The organism is Niallia sp. Sow4_A1 (assembly GCF_052116745.1).
GTDB lineage: Bacteria > Bacillota > Bacilli > Bacillales > Cytobacillaceae > Niallia > Niallia hominis.
In genome coordinates, this window is sequence record NZ_JBQKKM010000034.1 from 20973 (window position 1) to 45489 (window position 24517).

A 24517-nucleotide genomic window follows, 5' to 3' on the forward strand; every position below is an offset into this window, starting at 1 on the left:
TTTTTATAAAAAGGAGCTAAGCTAATGTTTGGTTACTAGCTAGCTCCTGTGTGATTAACATTCTTCTTAATGGTCCTTTTGTCTCTGATAATATTCCATATTCCCCTGCCTGTATGACACTTCCACCCTCTAGCACGACAACTTGGTCGGCATTTCTAATCGTAGATAAACGATGGGCAATAACAATGATTGTCATCGTCCCTTTTAACCGATCAATTGCTTGTTGAATTTTTCTCTCATTCTCGCTATCTAACGCACTTGTTGCCTCATCAAGTACAAGAATGGTTGGTTTTCTGAGAATTGCTCTTGCTAGGATAAGACGTTGGCGTTCGCCGCCTGATAGCCTAATCCCTCTATCTCCAATAATCGTATCTAATCCTTGAGGCATTCTTCGGACAAATTCATCCGCTGCAGCAAAGGTTAATGCATTCCATAAGTCCCATTCACTTGCATGTGGGGCAACCATTTGCAGGTTCTCTCGAATACTGCTGTGAAATAAAAAAGGTTCTTGCGCTACATAACTGATGGTGCTCCTATATCCTAATACAGTCTTTTCTGTTAAGGGGTCACCATTAACGAAGACTTTCCCCTCTTCAGGTTGTAATAAGCCCATTACAATATCTACTAACGTAGTTTTTCCTGCCCCTGAAGGTCCAACGATTGCTGTTGTTTTATTCTTTGGAAAGGCAATATTTATATTTGAGAGTGCCCAATTATCTTGTGCCTGCTTATATCTATAGGATACATTTTTGCATTCAATGGCACTTTCTAAATGAAATGATGACTTAGATGACAATTCTTCCATTTGTGAAAAATCCCATTCCTGCTCTTTTCTACATTCCTTTTGCACTTTCAGTAAATGATTTAATGCAGGAAACATCGTTACAATTTGTTCTATACTACTTTGAATAGAGGAAAACTTCGGCCATAATCTAGAAAAAATCAAGATAACAAGAATCATTTTTTCTGGTGGAACTTTTATAAAGGAAAAAGAAACATATACAAAAAAGATAATTAAAAGTCCTGCTGCTACCCTATATATAAAGGTTGACTTTGAATTCAGTTTGACTAGCTTCATGACATTTTGATGAATACGGTTAGACATAGATTGAAACCATTCATTAAAGGAAGATTCCAGCCTATTACTTTTCATATCTTTCATTCCATTGAATTGCTCTGAAATTCCTCCAAAGTAATTAGACATTAATTCTGTGGTTTCTTTGCCTAATACTTTGGAACCTTTCACAAACTTCCTCATATAAATGGCGATGACCGCACCGCAAACCATTACCACTAACGTTAAAGAAGGTGATAATAGGAATGCAAGAGTGACTTGCACAATCGTAAAAAAGACAATGCCAATTAATTGAATAATGCCATGTGTTCCTATTCCTACTCTTGATATTTCAGTTGTTAAGATGTAGTTAAAATCGGACTTTCTTTTTTCCAGATAATATTCCCATTTGGCTTTTATTAATGATTCATAAGTTTCTACTCGTAAATATCTAATAAAATTCTGTTGTATTTCTGTATTCAAAATCGTTTGGTATCGCTGCAGCACTGCTTGCCCTGTTAATAACATAAAATAAAGAACTAAAATAAATGGCAAATTAAGCGTAAAAGGTAATTGTTCTAGTCCTTTCACTAATACATTTAATGGGAAGACATTACTAATAGAAGCTTCGAATAATCCGATGACTGCAAGCATTGGGACGAGCAAATAAATACTAATACCTTCTATTGCGCTAATAAAAATGCTGAGAAAGATGTTCATATAGATTTTCGGCCCAGTAACCATTTTAAGTTTCTTTAAATAGATAGTTAAATTTCTCATTTTATAGTCTCCTGAATGAAACTTTTTGTTTTATGATAACTCTCCATAGCCATAGGAATGGTCTTAGTGGAATGTAAAGAAAATGAAGAGCTAACGGTAAGGGCAGAACTTCAGCATCCCAGGAGTTTGCAGCAAATTTGCGAACAAAAAAATCTAATTTCTGGGCAAATGGCTTTATTTCAAACAAATACTTTATACCTTCTTTATCCCATTCCTTACTTGGCGGATGATAAAAATCAATCCTTTCATTTATAAAAGTGAATGCTTTTTGTGCGAGCATTTTGGATCGCTTGTTTATCTTTATCGAGTAGGAAACAGATATTAATTTTGTTCTCTCTAATAAATGAACTGTCTGTTGAAATAAAGGAAAAGCCTGATATTCACTCACCCTTAATGGATTTTGGACTAGTTCAGGATTACTTTTTATCATTTGCATGATATCCGTCAACCACCGAATGCGAAACCAGCCATGACGCGCACCATGTGTAATAAGATAAAGGAATAATGTTTCTTCATCTAAGGTATAAATAGGTTTATCTGTTATATAAACTGTTTTTCTATTATTCCATAATTCTTCAAAGCTAGGTTCCTTACTTGGACCAGGGTGCAATCTCCAATGAACCTCTACTTTGCAGTTTTTCTCTTTATGAAGGAATTCCAAATGATGATTCCGCTTCTGCCAATCCTTTAACTTTCTCGGAGGTTCATATTCCAATTGATATCCTTTAGATTGTAGAATGCTCCTTGTACGTTCAAGTTCATGAAAAGGAATCAATATATCTAGATCATTTGACGTTCTTGAAGATAGGTCTCCGTATAACTGATAGCTAAGAGCTGGACCTTTCAACATTATTACACGTATATTCCGCTCATAAAGTGCTTTATTTATATCATCCATCTCTTTCGATAAAGTCAACATTTTAAAAGTATTATTTACATATAATTGATGTATTTGTTCTTTCACTTTCATTGGTAAAAAAGTAGAATCTTCTCTCGAAAACTTTAAGTAAATGGTAGGATATACTTTATGAAAATAAACTAGCTTTATAAATTCCTGCCAATTTATGATGGCATGAAACGCTTCTAATAGATTGCTTACATCATTACGATCATTTAATAGCTTCAGTAAAAATTGAAGTTCCTTCGAACAATTATCTAGATTAATCTCTTGATATTTTATCAAAACTTCCACCTCTATTTTTTCGTCCACCAGCAAACTTATTGACAACAGTAAAGTTCTGTTTAGCGTCAGCACCCGTTACATATAAAGAACCACTACGCACCCAAGCATGTGCATGCATTATTCCTTTTGTATCTCGAGCAATCCCTAAGTATAAAGTCGTTTCAATGTTTCTTCTGTTTAACATGCGAGTTGCAGCAATTGCTTGAACCAGACAGGCACTTTCCCATAATGTATATCTACTCATGGTTTGAACAGCAAAGGATACATCCTTAATCACTTTTTCATCTTGACTAATTATTACCGGCGGCGTCTCCAAAGATTCTTCCCCCAAAGTAGGAGCAACTTTTTTAAATGGCAAAAGCTTTAAGTACCTCCCCCTTGCCAAGAAAAAAAATGCCTCTATTAGTAGGCATTTTTGTTTGAAATCTAGTGTTATCCATTTTTTTATTATGCGGATCACTCTATACATCCTTTCATATTCCTCGATTGCCTTTTTAATAGCTTGGGCTGTTTGATCATAAAAGAAATAACCAGTTGGGTTTTCTGATTCCTTATATCCCTTCACTGTTTCAAGCGAAACCGCCTTTTCCGTATGCAATGACTGGTGTACCGCATGCTTGCGCTTCTAAAGGGGTAATGCCACTGTCTTCCTCTGCTACAAAGATAAATCCTTTAGCCCTTTGCAGATGAATTTTCAACACTTCGAACGATTGATAGCCATCATGTTAACATTTGGCCTGCCTTTGATTTAATTTTTTTAAAATAAGGGTCAGGTCCGCATCAATCTGTCTTACATTACTTCCATTTCCTTTACTTTAGAAAAAACAGGTCTTCTACATATGGATCCACTGTCAACATGGTTACTATCTCATTTGGACTACCCTTTTACGGAATATAAAAAGAAAGAAGCTAATGCAATAGCCAGAAATGTATCTCTTCAATCCGGTTCTACCACGATTGGAACAAGAGAACCTAACTGAGAATGAATCATCTCTACCTGTGATTTGCAAGTTGCTATAAGAGAGTCTTCTGCAAGGTCATTTTTAGCAAGTTTCCCCCATACTTTTTGAACCATTGATTCCTTTTCTCCATTTTCATTCGATAATACCTTGATAAATTGCTTTACCTTCCATCGTTTGATAATGTCATAAACGCTTCTCCGAACCTCCTGATAATTATAACTAGTTTCACTATATTTCCCCCCTCTATATAAGCTAACGTTCAGTTGCTAGCAAATTCTTGTGTGATAAACCTATTCTTAAAAACAAACTTGCTAATTTCCAATAAATCATAATTTTGACTATTTTACAGTTTCACTTAAAAAATCCTTCCAAGTCTATCAGCTTTAAGAGATTATCCTCCACTAATTCCATTAACAATATTTCCACATTTTCTTTACATTCTTCTAGTGAAACCACATATTCTTCCATTAGTACTCTTACTATTTGGTCCTTGGTAATAGGATACTGGCAATATGTCCATATAAAATTACCAATCTCACCAAGGTTATAATATCCTTGCTTACTCTCGCTCCATACGTACGTAATATGATTGACTTCTCGAAGCGCACAATCTGAATATACTTGGAAATGTAAATGTTCTATTTGCTGTTCAGTTATCATACTATCCACCTCTTAACCTATCGATTCCTTTTTTTGCCATTTAATATCCGAAATATCGTATGACTTAATCACTTGGAATTCTTTACCCGGTTCATCATATAACTGCGCGCTTTTTTCTTTCCATTTCATTTCAACATATTTCCTGAATTCTTGACAGAATCTTTCTGGAGAGAATTTCATCGCATGGTGTCTGCAATCTGTTGGTTGCAAGCTTATTTGTTCAAATTCTTCTACTGCCTGTTTGATTGCTTCTGGTGTCTGTTCATAAAAAAAGTACCCTGTTGGTTGATCCTTTTCTTGATATCCTCTAACGGTCTCAAGAGAACCTCCCTTTCCATAAGCAATCACAGGGGTTCCACACGCCTGTGCCTCTAAAGGAGCAATGCCAAAATCTTCTTCCGCAGCAAAGATAAACCCCTTGGCGCGTTGCATGTAATCTTTTAGCACATCAAATGATTGATAACCTAGTATCATTACATTGGATTTCGCCTTCGCCTTAATCTTTTTAAAATCAGGGCCATCCCCTATTACAATTAATTTTTTTTCTGGCATTTTCGAAAATGCTTCTACTATTTTATCTATTTTCTTATATGGCACCATACGGGAAGCTGTCATATAGAAATCTTCCTTTTCTTCTTTATAGCTAAAGTCATTTACATTAACTGGAGGATATATAGTAATTGAATCCCTTCTGTACGTCTTCCAAATTCTTCTACCAATAAAATTGGAAACAGAAATAAAAAAATCTACACCATTCGCTGTACGATAATCCCAGTTGCGAACTTTGTGTAGAATATATCTTGTTACTATACTTTTTAACCCTTTATTCATTCCCGATTCCTGCAAATACTGATGCTGAAGGTCCCAAGCATAGCGAATTGGTGAATATACATAGGAAATATGTAGTTGGTCAGGTCCTGTTATTACGCCCTTTGCCACAGCATGAGAACTTGAAATAATCAAATCATATCTTGATAAGTCCAGCTGCTCAATCGCAATTGGCATAAGTGGTAGATATGTGCGGTACATCTTTTTAGAGAAAGGGAGTTTTTGAATCAGTGTTGTATTTGCTTTTTTATGTTTAATAAATCCTCTTTGGTTTTCTTCCAAATGATCAACAACACTATATAAATCAGCATCAGGAAAGATATTCAGCATTTGTTCTAACACTTTTTCCGCTCCGCTGTATACCACCAGCCAATCATGAACAATAGCAATTCTCATATTGATTTCCTCCTAGAAAGTTTCTTCTGTTAAATAGAATTCTTTACCTTCAATTAATTTCCATTCTCTATACCTCAAGTATATATAAATTTTACACATTAGCCTGCTCTTCTAAGGACAAGTCGTTTCATCGGTTTTAAGAACATCACCTTTTCGCCTTCATTAAGGAATTTAAAAAGGATGAGGAGATAAATAATGCTTATGCAAAGGGCAAATCCAATAATATCAAGAAGATTTTCCACGTTTAGGATAGTTTTTAGTAAATATCCCATTCCAAAAGTAATCATCATTGGTATAAACAAAACGAATACTTCCTTATAATACCATTTCATTTCCATTCCAATTTTTTGGTAATAAATATTCATTATGACAACATTAATCATTTGTCCAAGCAGTGTTCCAATTGCTACTCCAATAACACCATATTGCTTTGCAAGCGGAATACTTATCGCAACATTCAATAGTGCCACAATTAAAATGGCCTTCGACTGAAAAGCATGCAGATCTTTTGCCTGAAGTATGGAGGTAGCTAATGTTTGCACTACCGGGATATATCTCGAAAGGATTAATAAAATAACTATCCAATAAGCCGTTTCATACTCTTTTCCTGCCCAAATAATTACAAATTCTTTTCCTACAAAGACAAATCCGATTAGCACAATTGCTGCTAGGATGAATTGTATTCTAGATACTTTTATAAAGAAACCAGTGATAATATGGTTTGATTCTTTGTTTGAAACCATTCGTACTAGTCTAGGAAGAAAAAATCCACTCAGTACCATAGTTAGTTTCTTGAACATAACATGAATTACATCTGCGACACTATATATAGCAACTGCTCGTACATTGACAAAAGCACCTAAAATAAACAAATCTGCTCTTGTATAGATAAAATCTGACAAACTATTGATAAATACCCATAATGAATAAATAGTAATATCCTTTAACAAAGAAAAGTTAAAATAATATAATTTTAATTTCATCTTTAATTTTACAAAACAATAGTGCAAATCAAAAAATGACAATAGTATATTGGCAATGGTAATAGTAGCTAAAACTCCAACAGAGGAGTACCCTAAAAATAATACAATCAATGTAATCAACGGATTGATTATAAAGCGTACAATATTTATTAGCCGATAAAAAATAAATCTTTCATGGGCAATAATAATTCCACTAAAAAGTTTAAAAGGGAACGATATTCCTAAATTAACAGCTACTATTTGTAGCATTATTTTAAATTTCTCTTCATCTCCATCACTTAAACTGCTACCAAATAAGACTTCTGCGTTGTTGGCAACAACCATTCCGCAAATAAATGCGACCACACCGATTACAGAATAGAGGATAAGAAACATAGCTATAATATTCTGATATTCTTTTTCTAGCTTCCTTGCTTTAAAATCTGTAACATATTTTACAATTGCATTGGAGAACCCAAAATCAAAAAGGAACAACATATTCATTATAGAAATAGCTAAAGAATAAATTCCATATTCCGCTTGACCAAATAATCTAAGGGTAATTGGGGTAATTAAAATACCTGTTAAAAGACTGATTAAAGTATTAAGATAGGTTAGTACTACCCCAACTCTAATTTGTTTATTCATGCATTGCCTTCTTTCTAATATTTCTGTTTATACTTCAATTTGTTTTATGGATACTATTATTTTCTCTTTCTCACTCCCAGTAACAATAAAAGGTAAACAGATACCCGTTGAATAGGTAAGCGGTACGATTTCAATGTATGCAAATCTCCTAATCCAACAACTGCTTCTTTCCTTTTTTGCTCATGAAGATAGGCAATGGACCTCTCTAACACAGATACACCGTATTTTTCCTTGAAAATTTTAAATTCATTACCCTGAAACTGCTCTTTATTTTTTTTATAAAGACTCAGCAACCCCTCTACTCTATCCTGTGAATTCGTTAGTCGCTGATTAGTCTGCTGCCCAGAGTGAATTCTACAATAACCCAGTCTTTCTGGAATATAATAAGAAATTTTCCTATGCAAACCTAATGTTAAAAAGAGCATGAAATCTGGAACCATTTCTCCAAATGGCTGAAAAAATCCTACTTCTTCTAATGCTTTCCTTCTAAAAAGTGTATGCTGAAGAGAATAAATGGATGCTTTATTACTGATCACTCTTAGAAATACATCATTGTATTCTCCCTCTTTCATCCGGTCTCTTCCGCAATATTTAGAAAATTCCATCGAATTATCCATTAAAACATCTCCATGCTCATTCATAAAATAATGATCTGTAGAACAGAAGTCACATAGCTTTGATTTTGTCAATGCCAAATATGTCTTTTCTAAAAAGTGAATATCCCATTTGTCATCGTCATCTAACATCGCTATATAATCACCAGTTGTAGAAGAAATAGCCAATTGTCTATTCTTTAACTGTTTTAAAGGTGGATCATTTACAAAATGAACCAATTGTATATTTTTATTCTTATTTTGATACCGCTGTATAATCTCCAATGTCTTATTGTCTCTTCCATCCTCTGCAACTATCACTTCATTAGGTAGTAAGGTCTGACTATATACAGACTCTAAAGCTTCTTCTAAAAGACTTGCTCGATTATGTGTGGGAATAGCTACACTAATCTTTTCCATTCAATCACCCCCTGTCTACCAATCTATAAAATTATCTACTTACCACTTCTTGTATAACCGATTCAATATTGGCAACCGTTTGTCTGATATCAAACATATCTCGAAATCGCTGATAACCATTTTCAGCTATAAAATTGTATTTATTTTTGTCATTCAGCAACATTTCCAAGTAGGTAGCTAGCTCTACATGATTTCCTGGTTTAAATAAAATACCAGATAGCTGATCTTCCAGTATCTCAACTGGTCCGCCTATTCCTGATGCAACGACTGGTTTATGAGAAGCCATTCCTTCGAGAATTACTCTTCCAAAAGGCTCTTCTCTAGTAGAAGCATGCACTAGCACATCAATATCTTCCAGCAAATCTTCGATATCATTTCTATAACCTAGAAATTTAATGGCTGGATAATCAGCTGAGAGCTCTAACAAATATTGCTTATATTTTCTCTCGTCCTCTTTATCGAATAATACATCTCCAATAATTAGGAATCTCATATTAGGATATTTGGGAATAAGTTTTTGTGCCGCCTTTATAAAAATTTCTTGTCCCTTCCATTTGGCAATCTGACCAATGATTGCCACATTAAATTCCTTCATTCGTACCTACCTCTTTTACAGGGAGTATTCCGTTATAAACAATTCTTACCTTTTTATTCTTTTTAAATTGATTAGATACTGCATTAGAGATACAGATAATTTCATCAGTAAATGTAGAAAGCAAAACAAAGAGTTTTTTGTTAAATCCATCCTCCAATATATCTCTAACATGCCATATTACCTTTTTAAAGGTCATCTTTCCAACTAGGATCCCAACAAAATGAGCTTTCATGGAATTTGTGTAGATTATTTGTGCATTACTCTTTTGTATATAGCGTATCAATTGGACACTAGGCTTTATGAGATGTACTACACTGAGTAATTGCAAAATACTCTTTACATCTCGATTAAATGATAGTACCTTCTTAGAAAATGGTATAACATACACATTGACTCCTTCTATCTTTGATGCCCTTTCAACAAGATGCCCATCTTCAAAACAAACTAATGTCGGATCATATTTTTCTTTATTGATAAATCTCAATATATCTAATAAACTTTTTTCACCACCACCGATAGTCCCACTATGATCCAGAAAAATTACTTTGATTTTTTCTTCTTTGGATTTCATTATTACGTCCTCCATCTTTTAACTCAGGTCCATTATTGCATGCACTTATAGTTAGTTACATACTCACTGAAATTAATGAATCTCTCCACCAATTCAATGTTTCTTCTAGACTTGTTTTAAATGGAATTTCAGGCTTCCATTCTAATGCGTTATTAATTTTGGTAGAGTCCCCCACAATCTTTGTAACTTCTGCAATTCTATACTTTGTCTGGTCTATCTTTACATTTATTGACAGATTAGTTAATTCAACCAGCTCCTCCAAAATATCCTTCAATCTTTTGGGTTTACCTGAGCAGATATTATAAATGCCATTCCCTAATTCATGTTCTGCAACTAATGCATATGCTCTTACAACATCTCTTACATCTGTAAAATCTCTTTCTGCTTCCAAATAGCCAACATTCAGTATATTTTCACATAATCCCGCTTCTATCCTTGCTAGTTTTGAAGCAAAATCACTAATAACAAATCCGCTCTCTTGTCCAGGTCCAAAATGGTTAAATGGTCTCAAATGAATCAGATTTATGGCATATTGTTTTGCTAATGCCTGTGATACTTCATATGCAGCAAATTTACTAATTGCATAAGGATTTTGCGGACGACAATTGACTGTTTCATCCAAATAATCATGTTCCTTTGCAGATAGTCCATACTCTTCACATGAACCGACGGTAATAATTTTTGTCTCGGGTAAATACTTACCAAGTAGCTCTATTAAATTCGTGGTTCCAATTATATTTGTCTGTAGTGTCTCTATTGGCTGCTTCCAAGAGAAAGCCACACTACTTTGTGCTGCTAGGTGAATGACGGAATCTGGCTTTAAATCTAACAATACCTTTTTCATTTGTACTTTATTTAATATATCGAAAGAAACTAAAGACGAATGGACGGGAGAAAGAATTTGGTTTCTTACTCCCAAGAAAACTTCGTGGTTTCTACCTATTAGTTCCTTTTGCAAATGCCTACCGACAAATCCATTAGCTCCCGTTATTAAAATTCGCATCTATTGTACCTCAGCGAGTATTTGGACTTCCCCTTTTACCCGTTTCATATCTGCATCTACCATCATGGTAATTAGTTGCTCTAGATTTGTCTTAGGCTCCCAATTCAATTGTTTCATTGCCTTGGTTGGATTTCCTAATAGTAAATCCACTTCTGCTGGACGATAGAACTGTGGATCTATTACTATATGATCTATATAATTAAGTCCTACATGTTTAAAAGCAATTTCGCACATATCTCGCACAGTTGTTGTTTTTCCTGTTGCAACCACATAGTCGTCTCCCTGGTCCTGCTGTAGCATTAGCCACATTGCCTCTACATAATCCCCTGCAAATCCCCAATCTCGTTTAGCATCAATATTGCCTAAATGCAGTTTATCTTGAACACCTAGCTTAATTCTTGCAGCTGCATCTGTTACTTTTCGAGTAACAAATTCAATTCCTCTTAAAGGGGATTCATGATTAAATAGAATCCCACTAGAGGTATGCATATTAAAGCTTTCACGATAGTTAACCGTAATCCAATGTCCATATAGCTTAGCCACTCCATAGGGACTTCTTGGATAGAATGGAGTAGTTTCTGATTGAATCGGTTCTTGTACTAAACCGAACATTTCACTAGTTGATGCTTGGTAATAGCGGATTGTTGGATCGGTTAACCTTATAGCCTCTAATAGATTAACTACTCCTACTCCAGTGACATTCGCTGTTAGAATAGGCTGTTCCCAGGAAGTACCTACAAAACTTTGTGCTGCAAGATTGTAAACTTCTGAAGCATTTGAAATTTGAACAGCACGTATTAAGGAAGATAAGTCACTCATATCTCCTTCAATTAAATTCACCTGTTCCTTTATGCCAAGATAATTTAATCTCCAAAGAGTATCTGTACTTCTTCTAGCAATTACCCCATATACTTCATACCCTTTATTAAGCAATAACTGAGCTAAATACGCACCGTCTTGTCCTGTAATACCTGTTATAAGTGCTGATTTCATTTGTTTTCCCCCTAGATTCATTTAATTTTCCAAAAAAATAACCAATGATTTCACTTTATGAAATCATTGGTTTCTCTCACTTATATTGAAGAGAAGATCTTTATGCGTTCTTCCCATGTGCAGCTATTAATCACCCATTCTTTCCCTTGCCTTCCTATTGTTTTACATACCTCCTCATTAGCAATAAGGTAGTTGATTCTATCTGCAATCTCCGAAGGATTTAATGGATCTACTAGAAATCCTGTTTGTTCATGTCTTATAGCGTCTGGTATCCCCCCGCTATCCCCCCCGATAACCGGAACTCCATAATAATTAGCTTCTAAAAACACAATTCCATATCCTTCTACATCTCCAACAGTACCTATTTGCCGACTTGCCATAATAAATATATCCGCTTCCTTATACCAGTATGCTAATTCTTCGTCTGTTACTTCCCCAGTAAAGAGTACTTGTTTTCCAAGTCCTTGTTCCTTTACTAGGTTTTTAAGGTCCATTTCATACGGTCCTTTCCCACATATAACGTAAAGGAGCTTTTCATTTTGTTTATTAACAAGTTTTATTGCTTCAATTACCTTGTCATGGCCTTTACGCTCATGTAGTCTCGCAACAGTCAAAATTATTTTTGTATCCATGCTAATAGAATACTTTTCTCTTAGATTTATAAAACGATGAGAATACTCATTTGGAACGGAAAAGCCAGGACTAATAATTTTAATCTTTTCTTTTTCTATCCCCAAGGAAATAATAGTGTTTTTTGTGTAGTTACTTATGGTTATGACTTTACTTGAACTTTTTAATATCTCCTTAAGAATATATCTTTTTATAATGGAGTTTTTGGCATTCAGAATATCGAGTCCATATAAATATGTATAAAAATCTATTTTTCTTCCGAATAAGATGCCTAACAAACCCACAGGTAAGGTGTTACCAAAGTGTACTTCATCAATCTTATGCTTCTTAATTATTTTTTTTACTTCTTTATACAGAGGAAATAATTTGAAAAGTTGCTTTACAAAATTAATACCGTTTGAAATATCCGTTCTGTAAATCTTGAAATTTTGTTTTCTATCAAAGGCTTCCTGTTCTGCTACCGATCCCTTCTTAGATGTAAGTACATAGGTATTCTTTGGATCTAAGTTAGAAACGAGACCATACAAATAATTTTGTATTCCTCCTTTTACTGGAGGAAAATCAACTGAGACAAATAATCTTCTTTTTTCCAACTCTCTTTACCTCCTCTCTCACTTCTATTTATCTTAGAGCAAGTTCCTTTAAAATACTTTTACTCATACGCTGATTAGAAAAAAGCTGTTCCGCTCTCATTCTCCCATTTTTTCCATAGGTTTCAATATTCTCTTTTTCTACCATCTCTACTACCTTGTTACTGAGAACACAAGGATCATCCGAATTAACTAGGTATCCGGTAATGTTATTTTCAACTATTTCCACTGAACCTGGTGATTCAACAGCGATTAAAGGCTTTTCATGAAGCATTGCTTCTACCATTACAATGCCAAATGGTTCTTCCTTTGCTGTATGCACATAAATATCCATCGCATCATAATAAGGTCCTACATTCAATTGATTGCCAGTTGTAATAATAGAATCTTCTAGTTTCTTTTCCTTTATCATTTCATATAGTTTTTCTTCATACTCGTCATCCAGGTTATATAAATTCCCTCCAACTAGTAGTAGTTTAATTTTTTTCTTTCTTTTTTTCAGAATATCAACTACTGCTACTAATAAATCCTGCCTTTTCCAGCTTTGTATTCTCCCTACATTACCAAGCAGTATTGTCTCTTCATCAACCCCAAGTAAATGTCTTATACTTTTCCTACTATGTTTATTTGGTGCATGCGTACATATATCAGATCCTGGATAGCTATAAAACACTGGTTTATTAGTAAGTTTTTCCTGAGCAAATTTTGCTATAGAAGAAGAACTTCCTATTTTCTTTGCAGGCAATTTAGGAGTGATTCTGTCAAAGAAATTTGGCGGGTCTGGTACACCATGTTGCCACCAATATGTTGGAATCTTTTTTAAATAGTTTGGAATCGCCGTAAAAAGGTGTGCTTTTGGCATCCAATTAAGCACATATTCTGGCTTAGTTCTTTTTATAAACTTTAGATATAGTCCCATCCAAATTGAGACAGAAAAGAAATTGCGCATTTTGGGACTTTTTAATACATAGGTTTGTACACCCAACCTTTGAATATATTCTCTCAGCTTTCCATCTTGCATAAAAAGCACGTGTACATCTAAATCTTCTTTCGAACTTTTTACTAATTCATAAAGCATTGACTCTGATCCGCCTCCAAACTCTCCAAGTGCAGATACAATTAACAATTTCAACTTTATGGACCCCCTTAAACTACTGATTGGAAAGCATGAATTAATTTATTTGCTATTCTTCTGTTACCGAATTGACTTATTGCTATATCCCTTATATTTTCTGGATGAGAAATAGATTGATAGGCTAGTTCTAATTCTTTTGCTAACTCTTCGATGTTACCTTCGGGAAATACAGCTTTCATCCCTAACTTTTCTAAAACAAATGGAATTTCTCCACTTGAACTACCTATAGAAGGCACGCCACATGCAGCTGCTTCGATTAAAACTCTTCCGAATTGCTCCCTCCAATTTGTCATTGTCTTAGATGGAAGAACGTGAACATCCATACAGTTAAACCATTTTGGCATTTCAGAGTGGATTGCATCCACTTTAAATGTTACTTTCTCCTTTAACCCATAATCCATAACCTTTTCTTTCATAGTACTAATCAAAGGTCCTCTCCCCACAATCAATAAATGAATATTCTGAATTTTTTTCGTGTTATATTGGAAAGCTTTAATCAGCAGATCTATTCCTTTTTCTTGTACTAGTCGACCTGCAAAACCTATTACAAATGCATTTTCAGGTATACCAGCATCTTTTCTTGCTTCCTTTCTCCATTTTTGTGAGATTTGGAAATGCTGTTCATCTACACCAAGGGGTATCTCACAAATATTATTTTTGTATCCTTTATTTCTAAGAACGCTAGTAACATCTGCACTAATACTAACTGCTAGTGCAGCATTTTTATAAACATATTTTTCCATTTTTTTGAAGAGAAATGGATATTCTTTTTGAATATTTTGCGCAGAATAAAAGCCTACTGCTGTAGTATGAGATAAGGCACTTTTTAATACCTGATAACAGCTTATGGAATATGGTTCTTCAGCAACATATATAGCATCTGGATTACTGTCAGCGAACACTTTCTTTAAACTTTTTTTATAAAAATGCAGTGGTATGCTTTTATTAAATATAGTAGGAATTTCAATAATCCTACCATTAAATCCTGGCCACCTTTTTACCTTAATTGGTTTATTTGCAAGACCTGTTGCTACAAAGTTGCTTGGTACAATAATATCTACATGATGGCCCATTTTTTCCATTTCTAGATAAATCTGTTGGTTAATATCTGTTACACATGCATGACTAACTACTAACAATCTCATTTTTCTCACCCCGAATTACACAATATTGTTTATGTATCCATCCTATTAAAAGCCAAATGATAATTGGGGCAGTATAAAAACCTCCATTTATCCATGAACCCAATCCTCCAATAAAGATTCCTAGAATTATTACATATTCTACCTTTTTATTTTTTATTACCAAATATATTGTTTTGTAGATCGTAGTGATAATAATTAATATATATATTATCCCTCCTACCCCCATTGCGACGACCATATTGGACACATCTACTTCTGTTGACATGGCTTCACTAGTTGTTGATTTATCAGCCGCCTTTGTTACTGATGCAATTCCATGGCCAATAGGATTAGTAACAATGGACTTCATGCCTTCTACAAAACGATCGATATGACCAACACCAGTTTGGTCTTCAGCTAACGGATCAACCAACCCCTCTACCATATGCTCTACCGCAGGCTCTGCAGATCCAAACCATGCTGGATTAATTAAGGACAAAGAATTCCAAATAACACCAATAATTATCGCTATTCCTATTGCAGAAGCGAGTTTACCAATTGCGGTTTTTTTAGTTACAATTAATATAATATAAATGGCTAATGTCATAAAAAAAATAATGGTTCGAGCACTTGCAAAAAATATCGATGATAAACAAATTATAACTATCGGAAAATGAATCAAAAACCTTTTTTTGTCTATCATTCTGGAAAAAGCAACCATAAATGTAATCATTGTAAAATATACAAATTCTTGAGCACTTGGAAATGTTCCTATTGAACGAACCGTATCTTCTGCTAGATACAAAGCTTTATAGCCAGTGATTCTGACCCAATCTTGTTCAAAGGGTAAGATGCCGAAAAACGTTTGATATAAACCATATAAAGCAATGCATGTTCCACAAATTTCAATAATAGTAAAAATAACTTTTATTTGATTATATTGGATTTTGTATAACGCAATAAAGTACCAAAGCCAAGGAATAATAATATACATAGAACCAATTAAGCCGTTAAGAGGACTACCCGAAAACGGGTTAACCATTTGAAAACTTCCCATTATAAACAATGCCAGCATGAGCCTATCAGGTTTTTCTCTCATTATATTATTTTTGTTATGATTCTCCCAAAACATTAATAATGCAAGCACTACTGTCAAGCTTGGTCCCAAGATAAGCAAAGGGTCAAAGCTACTCCAGCCCGAGATTGGAATTAGCGCTCTTCTTATAAGCCCCATAAATGCTAAATAAATAATTAAATAGTAAATTATCCTCTCTTTTTGATGCAAAACAACTGCAAGAAGAAGAATAAAGAGAGATATAAATATTAGCTGACGCATATATCCTGGATTAATGGAAAAGCGGCCGACAAATAGCATGAAAAATAGCATAAAAACTGGAAGAATTAACTTCTTTAACCTATGATTTGTAAGTAGCACTGTTCTCCACTCCATGTAAACTTAATCTTTTATTCCTATTTTCATGAGATACTAGCGTCTCAAATTGACTCAGATAGGCATCTGCCATTTTTATCCAAGTATTCTCTTCTGCAATTCTTCTCGCATTTTCACTCATTCGGTTTCTTAATTCTTTATTTTCTGTAAGAGAAATAAGCGACATTGTTAATGTAGCTACGTCTTCTGGATTGTCTAATACAATTCCACCATTTCCTTTACTATCATTTATTACTTCTGCTAATCCTGATTCTATTGTGGTTACAACTGGCAATCCACTTGCAAGAGCCTCTAGTACAACTAATGAGCATGCTTCATATCTTGAAGGAAAAAGAAACATGTCAACTGTTCTCATCAACTCATTTACATTTTTTTGGAAACCAAGAAATTCGACTTTATCCTCTATTTGCATATCTTTAACCATCTGGGGATACGGACTTCCATCAGTGTTACCTGCTACTCTTAACAAAATATTTGGAACTGACTTTATGGCCTTAAGGGCTGTATCTAAATTCTTTCTATTTGTACGAATATCACCAGCGAATAATGCAATAGTTGGTTCTCCTTGTTGTTTTACCGTTTGTCTAGGATGAAATTCTACTGTATCAACCCCATTAAAGATGGTGTATATCTTTTCGCTTTTCACCTTTGCAGTTTCAATTAATTCTTTTTTCACCTTCTCTGAAACAGTAATGATCTTATCAGTTCGATTAAATGCTATCTTTTCTAATTTAGAATTCATATAAGAGTAGACTAACTGATATATAGTGTTGATCGATACTTTATTTCTTATTGGGTGTACTTTTGATTGAATCCATTTGCTATGTACAAAATGTACAGCATTAAAATTACTTTTAGCCCAAGTAGTAAACCCATTAACCAACAATACATCGATATCATTTTTTTCTTTCTGAATCAATCGAGTGCTTTTCCAAGCAAAATATTGTGATTTTAATAGTATGATTGGGATGGATTCCGCCTGAACTCTCTTCCAGTGAAGCGAAGAATGTGATAATAAATCGGATTCAATAGCTGTACAAAAAACAGTAACTTCGTGGCCTTTCCCTAGGGCTCGTTTTACAATTTCATAATTAACCCTACCTTGCCCATCACCCTTCAAAATATTATGGCTAACTATTCCTATATGCACCATTTCACCTCTTTTATAACTCAATGTATTTTTAGAATCACTTCTCTTCTTCCTTTAATATTTAATAAGAATTTTTTAAACGTATTTTTTTTAAGAATAAATCGGATTAATTGAAAAAATCCTATCTTAGATGAAGTACCTATAAATATTGCCCAAAGAATAAAAACTACTTTTTTGAATTTAGTTCCCATAAACTCTGTTATTATCAACGTTTCATTGTATACTGAATTATAGACTGCTTCTTCATTGAATGTATCCCTTTGATCAAGATCAAATCGTTGAGCTGGAAAATGGTCTACGCCTACCTCGGGATCATAAACCAACCTCCACCCACGCCTTCTTACACTTAAACTAAATGCCATATCATTATGCACTTGTGCTCCTTCTCCTAACAATCTTTCATCAAAAGTCAGACCTTCAATCGCCTTTCTTCTGTAACTCATATTTGCTCCTTTTAGCACATCTACATCACGAGCCTTACCATAACCTAAATGGTGATTACCAATTACGCGACCAAACCATTGTACTTTTCCAACTGAATCTTTCTTGCCCTCTTCTTTACAATCACCATGAAATACCCAATCACGTCCGCCAACTCCACCAATTTGATCTGATTCATTAAATATTTCTACAATTCGTTTAAGCCAGTGAGCATGAGGATAAGTATCATCATCCAAAATGCATATGAACTCTCCTTTTGAATGCTGCAACCCTGTATTCAGAGCAGCGATTTGTCCAGGTTTATAAACTATCGCTTCTTTAATAAGGACTTTAGATTGGTATTCTTGAAGGAAATTTCTAGTATTATCATCTATATCCCTTACTACAACAATCACCTCATCAGGGATTTGAAGTTGATTATTTAATCCTTCTAAGCACCTTCTCAAATCTTTCACCCGCATGTATGTCGGAATTATAACCGATGTTTCCATTCTTCACCTCCATCTAAAATCAGAAAGCATCTTTTGAACCAAAAAGGACTAGAAATGTCTTTAAAATTAATTTAAGATCAATCAATATATTTCGTTCTCTTATATATTTCAGATCTAGTTCCACCCATTCACTAAAGCCAATATTGCTTCTGCCGCTAACCTGCCAATAGCATGTGATTCCTGGTACTACCTTTAACCTTTGCTTTTCATATGGAGTATAGGCAGCTACTTCTTGAGGAAGCGAGGGTCTAGGACCAACTAAGCTCATTTCCCCTTTTAGGACATTAATAAATTGCGGAAGCTCATCTATACTAGTCTTGCGTATAAATTTTCCGATTCTTGTTATCCTTGGATCTTCTTTCATCTTGAATACAGGACCACTAGCTTCATTCCTATCCATTAAGGTAGCTTTTAGTTCTTCAGCATTGGATACCATTGAGCGAAACTTATATATATTAAAAGTCTTTCCGTTTTTCCCTATTCTTGTCTGTTTAAAAAAGACAGATCCATGTCTGTCCTCTATCTTTATTAAAATGCTAATAATTAAGAATAAGATCGAAAGTAAAACTAACCCTACTAGAGAGCCTATGATATCAATACCTCTTTTCAAGACAAGATAGGCTTTTTGTTCCCTTAATAACACTTCTTCAGTGATTGGATTTAATTCTCTTGCTATTGTTTTACTTTCAACTGACAACTACCTTCACCAGCCTTCTCTTCATCTACTAAAATAGCGGAATCTGATTGCAACATTATTAAAGTTTCTCTTACATTTTCATTTATACTTGGTCTTCCAATTGAGTGATATTCAATGTCGTTTTCCTTCATTATTTCGAGTGAAAAGCAATTTCTACCATCAATTACTATTGGTTTTTTCATTTTATGGAATAGGCTTACATCCATTTGTCTAATTTCATCCCATTCTGTTAATAGGAGAGTCGCATCACATGATTCTATTGCTTCCAATACCGAATCTACATATATTACTTGAGGTGGCAATAACCTTTTTGCATTTTCTATTGCAATTGGATCATATGCGAGAACCTCTGCCCCATTTGCGATAAGATCTTTAATTACAAGTAAAGAAGGGGCCTCTCTCATATCATCTGTATTCGGTTTAAAAGCTAAGCCCAATACTCCAACTCTTAAACCATTTAAGTTTGGATAAATATGTTTGAGCTTACTCATAAGTAAGACTTGTTGTTTTTTGTTTACATTTACAACCCCTTTTAATAATTCAAAGTCATAATGAACATTTCCAGCAATTTGAATTAGTGCCTTTGTATCTTTCGGGAAGCAGGAACCACCATAACCAATGCCTGCTTTTAAAAACTGTGATCCTATTCTTGTATCTAAGCCCATCCCAACGGCTACCTCTTCTATATTCGCTTTTACTCTTTCGCATATATTTGATATCTCGTTAATGAAACTGATTTTCGTTGCGAGAAAAGCATTGGAAGCATATTTAATCATCTCTGCACTTTCAATAGATGTTTTATATACAGGAATCCCAAAAGGCTCATTCACTTTCTCCATTATCCTTGCTGTTTCTTCTTTATTCGTCCCTATCACAATTCGATCTCCATGAAAGGAATCATAAATTGCTGTTCCCTCTTTTAAGAACTCTGGATTAGAAACTATTTCCACCCGTACGTCATGAACTAAATTTTGTAGGATAATCTCTTCAATTTTTCTATTTGTTCCAACAGGAACCGTACTTTTGGTAACAACTATAGTATCTCGAACTATATTTTCTGCGATGGAGTATGCCACTTCTTCAATATAGGACAAATTTGCAGAACCATCTTCATTCTCCGGAGTACCTACTGCAATATAAATTATATTTGCCTTTAAAAAAGCTTCACTATGACTTGTTGTGAAATACAACCGATTTGCCTGTATATTCTTTTTCATTAGTTCACTTAGACCCGGCTCATAAATTGGTGAAATTCCTTTTCTCATTTTCTCTATTTTTTGTCGATCAATATCTACACATGTTACAGAATGACCAATTTCAGCTAGACTGACTCCAGTAACAAGGCCGACATAGCCAGTTCCAACAACTACAATATTCATCACATTCACCTATTTTCATTATTTGATTTACCAAAGTCACCTTCTTAAATGGCTATCTTTTTCACTAAATAAGAAATAATAACTTCTTACATCCAGTAGCCATTTTTCATAAATGATTAGTCAAGAAGAACCTTAAACAGATTTTTCTTGACTAATCATTTGAGGCATTTAACCTCACCTCACATCATACTCTTGCGACTAGCACTAAGGTAAAATTTACCCACAGCATGATCGAGTGCCTCCCTTGATAATGGTTAGGAGACATTACCATTTCTAAAGTATTCTTAATAAGGATCATGTCTACATGATGATTTCTAGCTTTTTTTTATTTTTCTCAAATGAGCTACTAAGGTTGCATGCTCTTATTCTTAATAATCTCACTAAGTCTTCTTATAGCATTTGTTCTCATTAGAGAACAACATGGCAGTATTTGCTACTAGGATATCTTTGAAAAGTATTCATACTTATCTTTTTATCAAATCATTTTCATATTTGTGAAAACTTTAAAATCCACTATTTAAATTAGTAATAAAATACTTGATTCATTTTAATGTAATATCTTTCTTCTTTTTTTCCTTTTCAATTTCTGCTCTCCATTTAGAACAGCTCCCACAAAATGAGCATTAGTATTGGACAACATATCTTTGGTTAATTCAACAGTTTCAAAATCATTCTTATTACTTCTTACTACCATTATGACACCGTCACATATATTAGATAATATGAGGGGATCAGCAACAGATACTACAGCTGGAGTATCGAAAATAACAGTATCATATTTCTCTTTAAATACTTTTATCAAATTCTCCATTGCCATAGAACCAAGTAATTCAGAGGGATTAGGAGGAATGGGACCACTAAGCAATAAATCTAAGTTTTCAATGTGAGATTTTACAATACATTCGGTTAATGAAGACTTATCAACCAGAATACTACTAAGTCCATTTTCATTCTTTTTTTCAAATGAATCTTGAAGAATTGGTCGTCGAAAATTTGTATCTACAAGCAAAACTTTTTTTCCAACTTCTGCGAATGTTATTGCTAGATTAGCAGAAAACGTAGATTTCCCTTCAAATTCTTCTGCTGAAACTACTACTATTGTCTTAATGCTATTCTCATTAATTGATGGCTGTATACTTGCACGTATAGTATGATACTGTTCACGTATAGGAGAATTCAGTTTTAAGTGAGTTAATAAATTGCTTTTATTTTCTTGTTTAGAATTCCGTTTTAGTAGAGGTGACATTTAATTGCCTCCTATCTGATTTTAATGAATCCATGAATGACTGTGGCAGTCGATCTTTATCTGAGATATTGCTAAGAGTTCCAATAACTTTGATATTAATTCTTTCTATATCTGTTTTTGTTCTAACAGTTGTATCAAGAAATTCAATCAATAGTACTAAACCTATCCCAATTATTGCACCCAATGCAACGGCTATTCCAATGTTAACAGCTATATCGGGACTTATAGGTGATGAATTTACAGTTGCTTCATTCAAAATTTTAACGTTATTAATTTGCATTAATTCAGGTAGTTTCTCTAAGAAAACATTTGCAACTGTATTGGTAATAAGTGCTGCTCTTTCTGGATCAGTGTCTGTAGTAGTTATAGTTAAAATCTGAGTTGAATCCTGATTTGCTACATTAATATGCCCACTTAGTTGCCCTGAAGACATTGAGAGATTTAGTTCTTTTATTACTTCATTCAAAATTACTGGATTACCGATTAACCTTACATATGTATCTATCAAGTCCATATTCGTTCTAATATCAAGATCTCCGACGCCTTCTACATCTCCTACTTTTGCTACCAGAAGATCTGAACTTGTTTGATATTTGGGAGCTACTGTATAATAAGTGAAAAATCCACTTATAGCTCCCGTTCCAATGGAAACGAAAATAATTAATAATAATCTCTTCTTTAAAACTGAAATTATTTCTTTTACTGATTTTATTCCTTCCAATTTTTTCTCTCCTCTGATAATTTTATTTTCTTTATATAATCATAAAACGTTCTTTATAAAGAACTTAAAATCATTATACACTATTTATTTTTCTTTTGATATAATAATCTACTAAATTAATTAATAAATTGAACAAGTAGTTGGTAGAGATACTTTTTAGTGTTTAATCCACATCTACTAATTAGTATTCAAGTCAACCTTCTTTTACATTGATGCTCTCTGACAAGAATTCGTCTAACTTATAAAAATGATTGGCAGCACTTTGTATTTTTTTTGTCACTTCTATAGTATTTTTGTGGATAGATTCTAATACTACTTTCCCTTCTAAATCTTGAAGACTATTAAAATCTATATAAAGACTATTAAATCCAATATCATCTATAACATTAGTCATTTTATTACTATATACAATTGGAAATACCGGTTTGTTATGTATCCAGCCTAAAATCATTGAATGAAATCTTGTGGCAATAATAAAGCTAGACTTAGCAAATAGGTTTAAAGTTTGCTCCAAGTTTTTCTTATAATAGTGTTCCTTAATTTTATAGTGGTAAGATTGCGGAACTAAACCCAAAATCTTCTTAACAGCAATATCATCTCCTTCGAATTCACAAAATGACATTAAAGTAATACTGTAGCCTTTTTCTACAAAGAAAACAGATATATCGCGGATTTTTGTATAATAAATTTCATCAAAGCCATTTAAACTTTTTCTAGAAGGATTTATCACTGAAATAAGAATATTCTTATCTTCACCTTTCATATTCTCAGTTTTCAGTTGAAATACAATATCATCAGCAAAACGAACATTTTCCAAATCTTTAAACAAATTATATGAATATGTCTCTCTAAAACAAATATCTGTATACTGACTAAAAATTTCTTTATGTTTATTATAATAATCCATACGATTAAAAGGTCCAAAGTTTGCTCCTAATAAATAATAAGGTTTAGATTGTATTAACCGTTCTCTTGTTCTTATCAATTGTTTTTCCCAATTTTCTCCTTGTACAAATAATGAACCTCCGATATGTACCACTGCATCACATCTTTTACTTAGCAACTTTAAAGTAATACAATCTATATTAAATATTTTTCTAAAAATATAATTAATAGCTCTAATAAAAAAGAATTTACTAGGAATCACTCTTAAATTTCTACTCATTTTAAAAAGCTTTTTATAACCTTTAGGTGCATATATATAAAATAAAGTCTCTGGATACCTTTCTATTAATATTTTTAAAAACAAGTCATCACCTAAATTAAATGTAAAAAATCCATGAACCATTACTTTTTTCAAAGAATAATCACTCCCATATCCTAGACTACTCTTTATTAAAAACAACCTGTTCTTTATAAAGAATTAATTTTACATTATTATACACCATTTCCAGTCGCAGTTGGAAGTATAAAATTAATAATTTTTCCATATTTTTAATTTTAGTCTTTTCCAATATTTTTACATGAAATGCTCATTTCCTAATAAAATATTTAATATATTTTACTTGCTCAGTATATTGATAAGCATATCCAGTCAGTTTTAAGTTGCTAATGTTTAAATTCCTTTTTTCAAAATTAATGTCTTCTCTGTATATAGATTCTATTCTAAAGTTCGAAAACGCTTCCCAGTTTCTTCTATTATATTGCGAATCTACAGAATCAATAATCAGTTCCGTGATACATGCCATTACCACCAAGCTTAGAAAAGACCAATGTGAATTCCATGCTTTCTCTAAATAATTGCCAGCTGCTTTCATTAACGACAAGGAAATGTAGGCAATGCCTATTTCAATAGGAAGACGGTGATGAGAAAGG

At 33.5% G+C, this 24517-nt stretch carries 23 protein-coding genes and 1 pseudogene; all 24 read right to left on the reverse strand.

Annotation, left to right across the window (positions count from 1 at the left end; translation table 11 throughout):
* Positions 1-16: 16 nt before the first annotated feature.
* Positions 17-1834, reverse strand: a complete 1818-nt coding sequence (locus tag ACTQ5K_RS17350) for an ABC transporter ATP-binding protein (RefSeq protein WP_441994120.1) — start codon at positions 1832-1834, stop codon at positions 17-19.
* A gap of 1 nt (position 1835) precedes the next feature.
* Entirely contained in the window at positions 1836-3017 is a 1182-nt protein-coding gene (locus ACTQ5K_RS17355; RefSeq protein WP_441994121.1) for a nucleotidyltransferase domain-containing protein, read from the reverse strand.
* Positions 2995-3486, reverse strand: coding sequence for a lasso peptide biosynthesis B2 protein (locus ACTQ5K_RS17360; protein ID WP_048717595.1), 492 nt, complete (start codon positions 3484-3486; stop codon positions 2995-2997). Before ACTQ5K_RS17360 ends, ACTQ5K_RS17355 begins: the two co-directional genes overlap by 23 nt.
* Positions 3481-3794, reverse strand: a pseudogene (locus ACTQ5K_RS17365) (glycosyltransferase); the annotation flags it as partial. The pseudogene ACTQ5K_RS17365 and the gene ACTQ5K_RS17360, both read right to left, overlap by 6 nt.
* 160 nt (positions 3795-3954) lie before the next feature.
* The gene (locus tag ACTQ5K_RS17370; RefSeq protein WP_441994122.1) at positions 3955-4092 is read right to left on the reverse strand and encodes a hypothetical protein; all 138 of its coding nucleotides are present in this window, start codon (positions 4090-4092) and stop codon (positions 3955-3957) included.
* 238 nt (positions 4093-4330) lie between these two features.
* Positions 4331-4639: a PqqD family peptide modification chaperone gene (locus ACTQ5K_RS17375; RefSeq protein ID WP_441994123.1), complete on the reverse strand. Its 309-nt coding sequence runs from the start codon at positions 4637-4639 to the stop codon at positions 4331-4333.
* A 12-nt stretch (positions 4640-4651) separates the two neighbouring features.
* Entirely contained in the window at positions 4652-5863 is a 1212-nt protein-coding gene (locus tag ACTQ5K_RS17380; RefSeq protein ID WP_441994124.1) for a glycosyltransferase family 4 protein, read from the reverse strand.
* A gap of 98 nt (positions 5864-5961) precedes the next feature.
* A complete protein-coding gene (locus ACTQ5K_RS17385; protein ID WP_441994125.1) occupies positions 5962-7473 on the reverse strand; it encodes an oligosaccharide flippase family protein in 1512 nt (503 codons plus the stop codon).
* A 56-nt stretch (positions 7474-7529) separates the two neighbouring features.
* A complete protein-coding gene (locus ACTQ5K_RS17390) occupies positions 7530-8486 on the reverse strand; it encodes a glycosyltransferase family 2 protein (protein WP_441994126.1) in 957 nt (318 codons plus the stop codon).
* 31 nt (positions 8487-8517) lie between these two features.
* Positions 8518-9081, reverse strand: coding sequence for a glycosyltransferase family 4 protein (locus ACTQ5K_RS17395; protein ID WP_441994127.1), 564 nt, complete (start codon positions 9079-9081; stop codon positions 8518-8520).
* Positions 9068-9652: a glycosyltransferase gene (locus ACTQ5K_RS17400; RefSeq protein WP_441994128.1), complete on the reverse strand. Its 585-nt coding sequence runs from the start codon at positions 9650-9652 to the stop codon at positions 9068-9070. The genes ACTQ5K_RS17395 and ACTQ5K_RS17400 overlap by 14 nt, the downstream gene beginning before the upstream one ends.
* Before the next feature lie 55 nt (positions 9653-9707).
* A complete protein-coding gene (locus tag ACTQ5K_RS17405) occupies positions 9708-10655 on the reverse strand; it encodes a GDP-mannose 4,6-dehydratase (RefSeq protein ID WP_441994129.1) in 948 nt (315 codons plus the stop codon).
* Positions 10656-11648 carry a GDP-mannose 4,6-dehydratase gene (gene gmd / locus ACTQ5K_RS17410; protein ID WP_441994130.1) on the reverse strand — a complete coding sequence of 331 codons (993 nt, stop codon included), beginning with the start codon at positions 11646-11648 and terminating at the stop codon, positions 10656-10658.
* 80 nt (positions 11649-11728) lie between these two features.
* Positions 11729-12871 carry a glycosyltransferase family 4 protein gene (locus ACTQ5K_RS17415; RefSeq protein WP_441994131.1) on the reverse strand — a complete coding sequence of 381 codons (1143 nt, stop codon included), beginning with the start codon at positions 12869-12871 and terminating at the stop codon, positions 11729-11731.
* 28 nt (positions 12872-12899) lie between these two features.
* Positions 12900-14000 carry a glycosyltransferase gene (locus tag ACTQ5K_RS17420; RefSeq protein ID WP_441994132.1) on the reverse strand — a complete coding sequence of 367 codons (1101 nt, stop codon included), beginning with the start codon at positions 13998-14000 and terminating at the stop codon, positions 12900-12902.
* A gap of 14 nt (positions 14001-14014) precedes the next feature.
* Positions 14015-15148, reverse strand: coding sequence for a glycosyltransferase (locus ACTQ5K_RS17425; RefSeq protein ID WP_441994133.1), 1134 nt, complete (start codon positions 15146-15148; stop codon positions 14015-14017).
* Entirely contained in the window at positions 15129-16562 is a 1434-nt protein-coding gene (locus ACTQ5K_RS17430) for a hypothetical protein (protein ID WP_441994134.1), read from the reverse strand. Before ACTQ5K_RS17430 ends, ACTQ5K_RS17425 begins: the two co-directional genes overlap by 20 nt.
* Complete coding sequence (locus ACTQ5K_RS17435) at positions 16543-17727, reverse strand: glycosyltransferase family 4 protein (protein ID WP_441994135.1); 1185 nt, start codon at positions 17725-17727, stop codon at positions 16543-16545. The genes ACTQ5K_RS17430 and ACTQ5K_RS17435 overlap by 20 nt, the downstream gene beginning before the upstream one ends.
* 20 nt (positions 17728-17747) lie before the next feature.
* Positions 17748-18659, reverse strand: coding sequence for a glycosyltransferase family 2 protein (locus tag ACTQ5K_RS17440; RefSeq protein ID WP_441994136.1), 912 nt, complete (start codon positions 18657-18659; stop codon positions 17748-17750).
* Between the two features lie 19 nt (positions 18660-18678).
* Complete coding sequence (locus ACTQ5K_RS17445; RefSeq protein WP_441994145.1) at positions 18679-19335, reverse strand: sugar transferase; 657 nt, start codon at positions 19333-19335, stop codon at positions 18679-18681.
* Positions 19332-20735: a UDP-glucose dehydrogenase family protein gene (locus tag ACTQ5K_RS17450; protein WP_441994137.1), complete on the reverse strand. Its 1404-nt coding sequence runs from the start codon at positions 20733-20735 to the stop codon at positions 19332-19334. The genes ACTQ5K_RS17445 and ACTQ5K_RS17450 overlap by 4 nt, the downstream gene beginning before the upstream one ends.
* Positions 20736-21282: 547 nt before the next feature.
* Positions 21283-21981: a CpsD/CapB family tyrosine-protein kinase gene (locus ACTQ5K_RS17455; protein WP_441994138.1), complete on the reverse strand. Its 699-nt coding sequence runs from the start codon at positions 21979-21981 to the stop codon at positions 21283-21285.
* A complete protein-coding gene (locus ACTQ5K_RS17460; RefSeq protein ID WP_441994139.1) occupies positions 21953-22702 on the reverse strand; it encodes a YveK family protein in 750 nt (249 codons plus the stop codon). Before ACTQ5K_RS17460 ends, ACTQ5K_RS17455 begins: the two co-directional genes overlap by 29 nt.
* A gap of 193 nt (positions 22703-22895) precedes the next feature.
* Positions 22896-24002, reverse strand: a complete 1107-nt coding sequence (locus ACTQ5K_RS17465; protein ID WP_441994140.1) for a polysaccharide pyruvyl transferase family protein — start codon at positions 24000-24002, stop codon at positions 22896-22898.
* Positions 24003-24517: the final 515 nt, after the last annotated feature.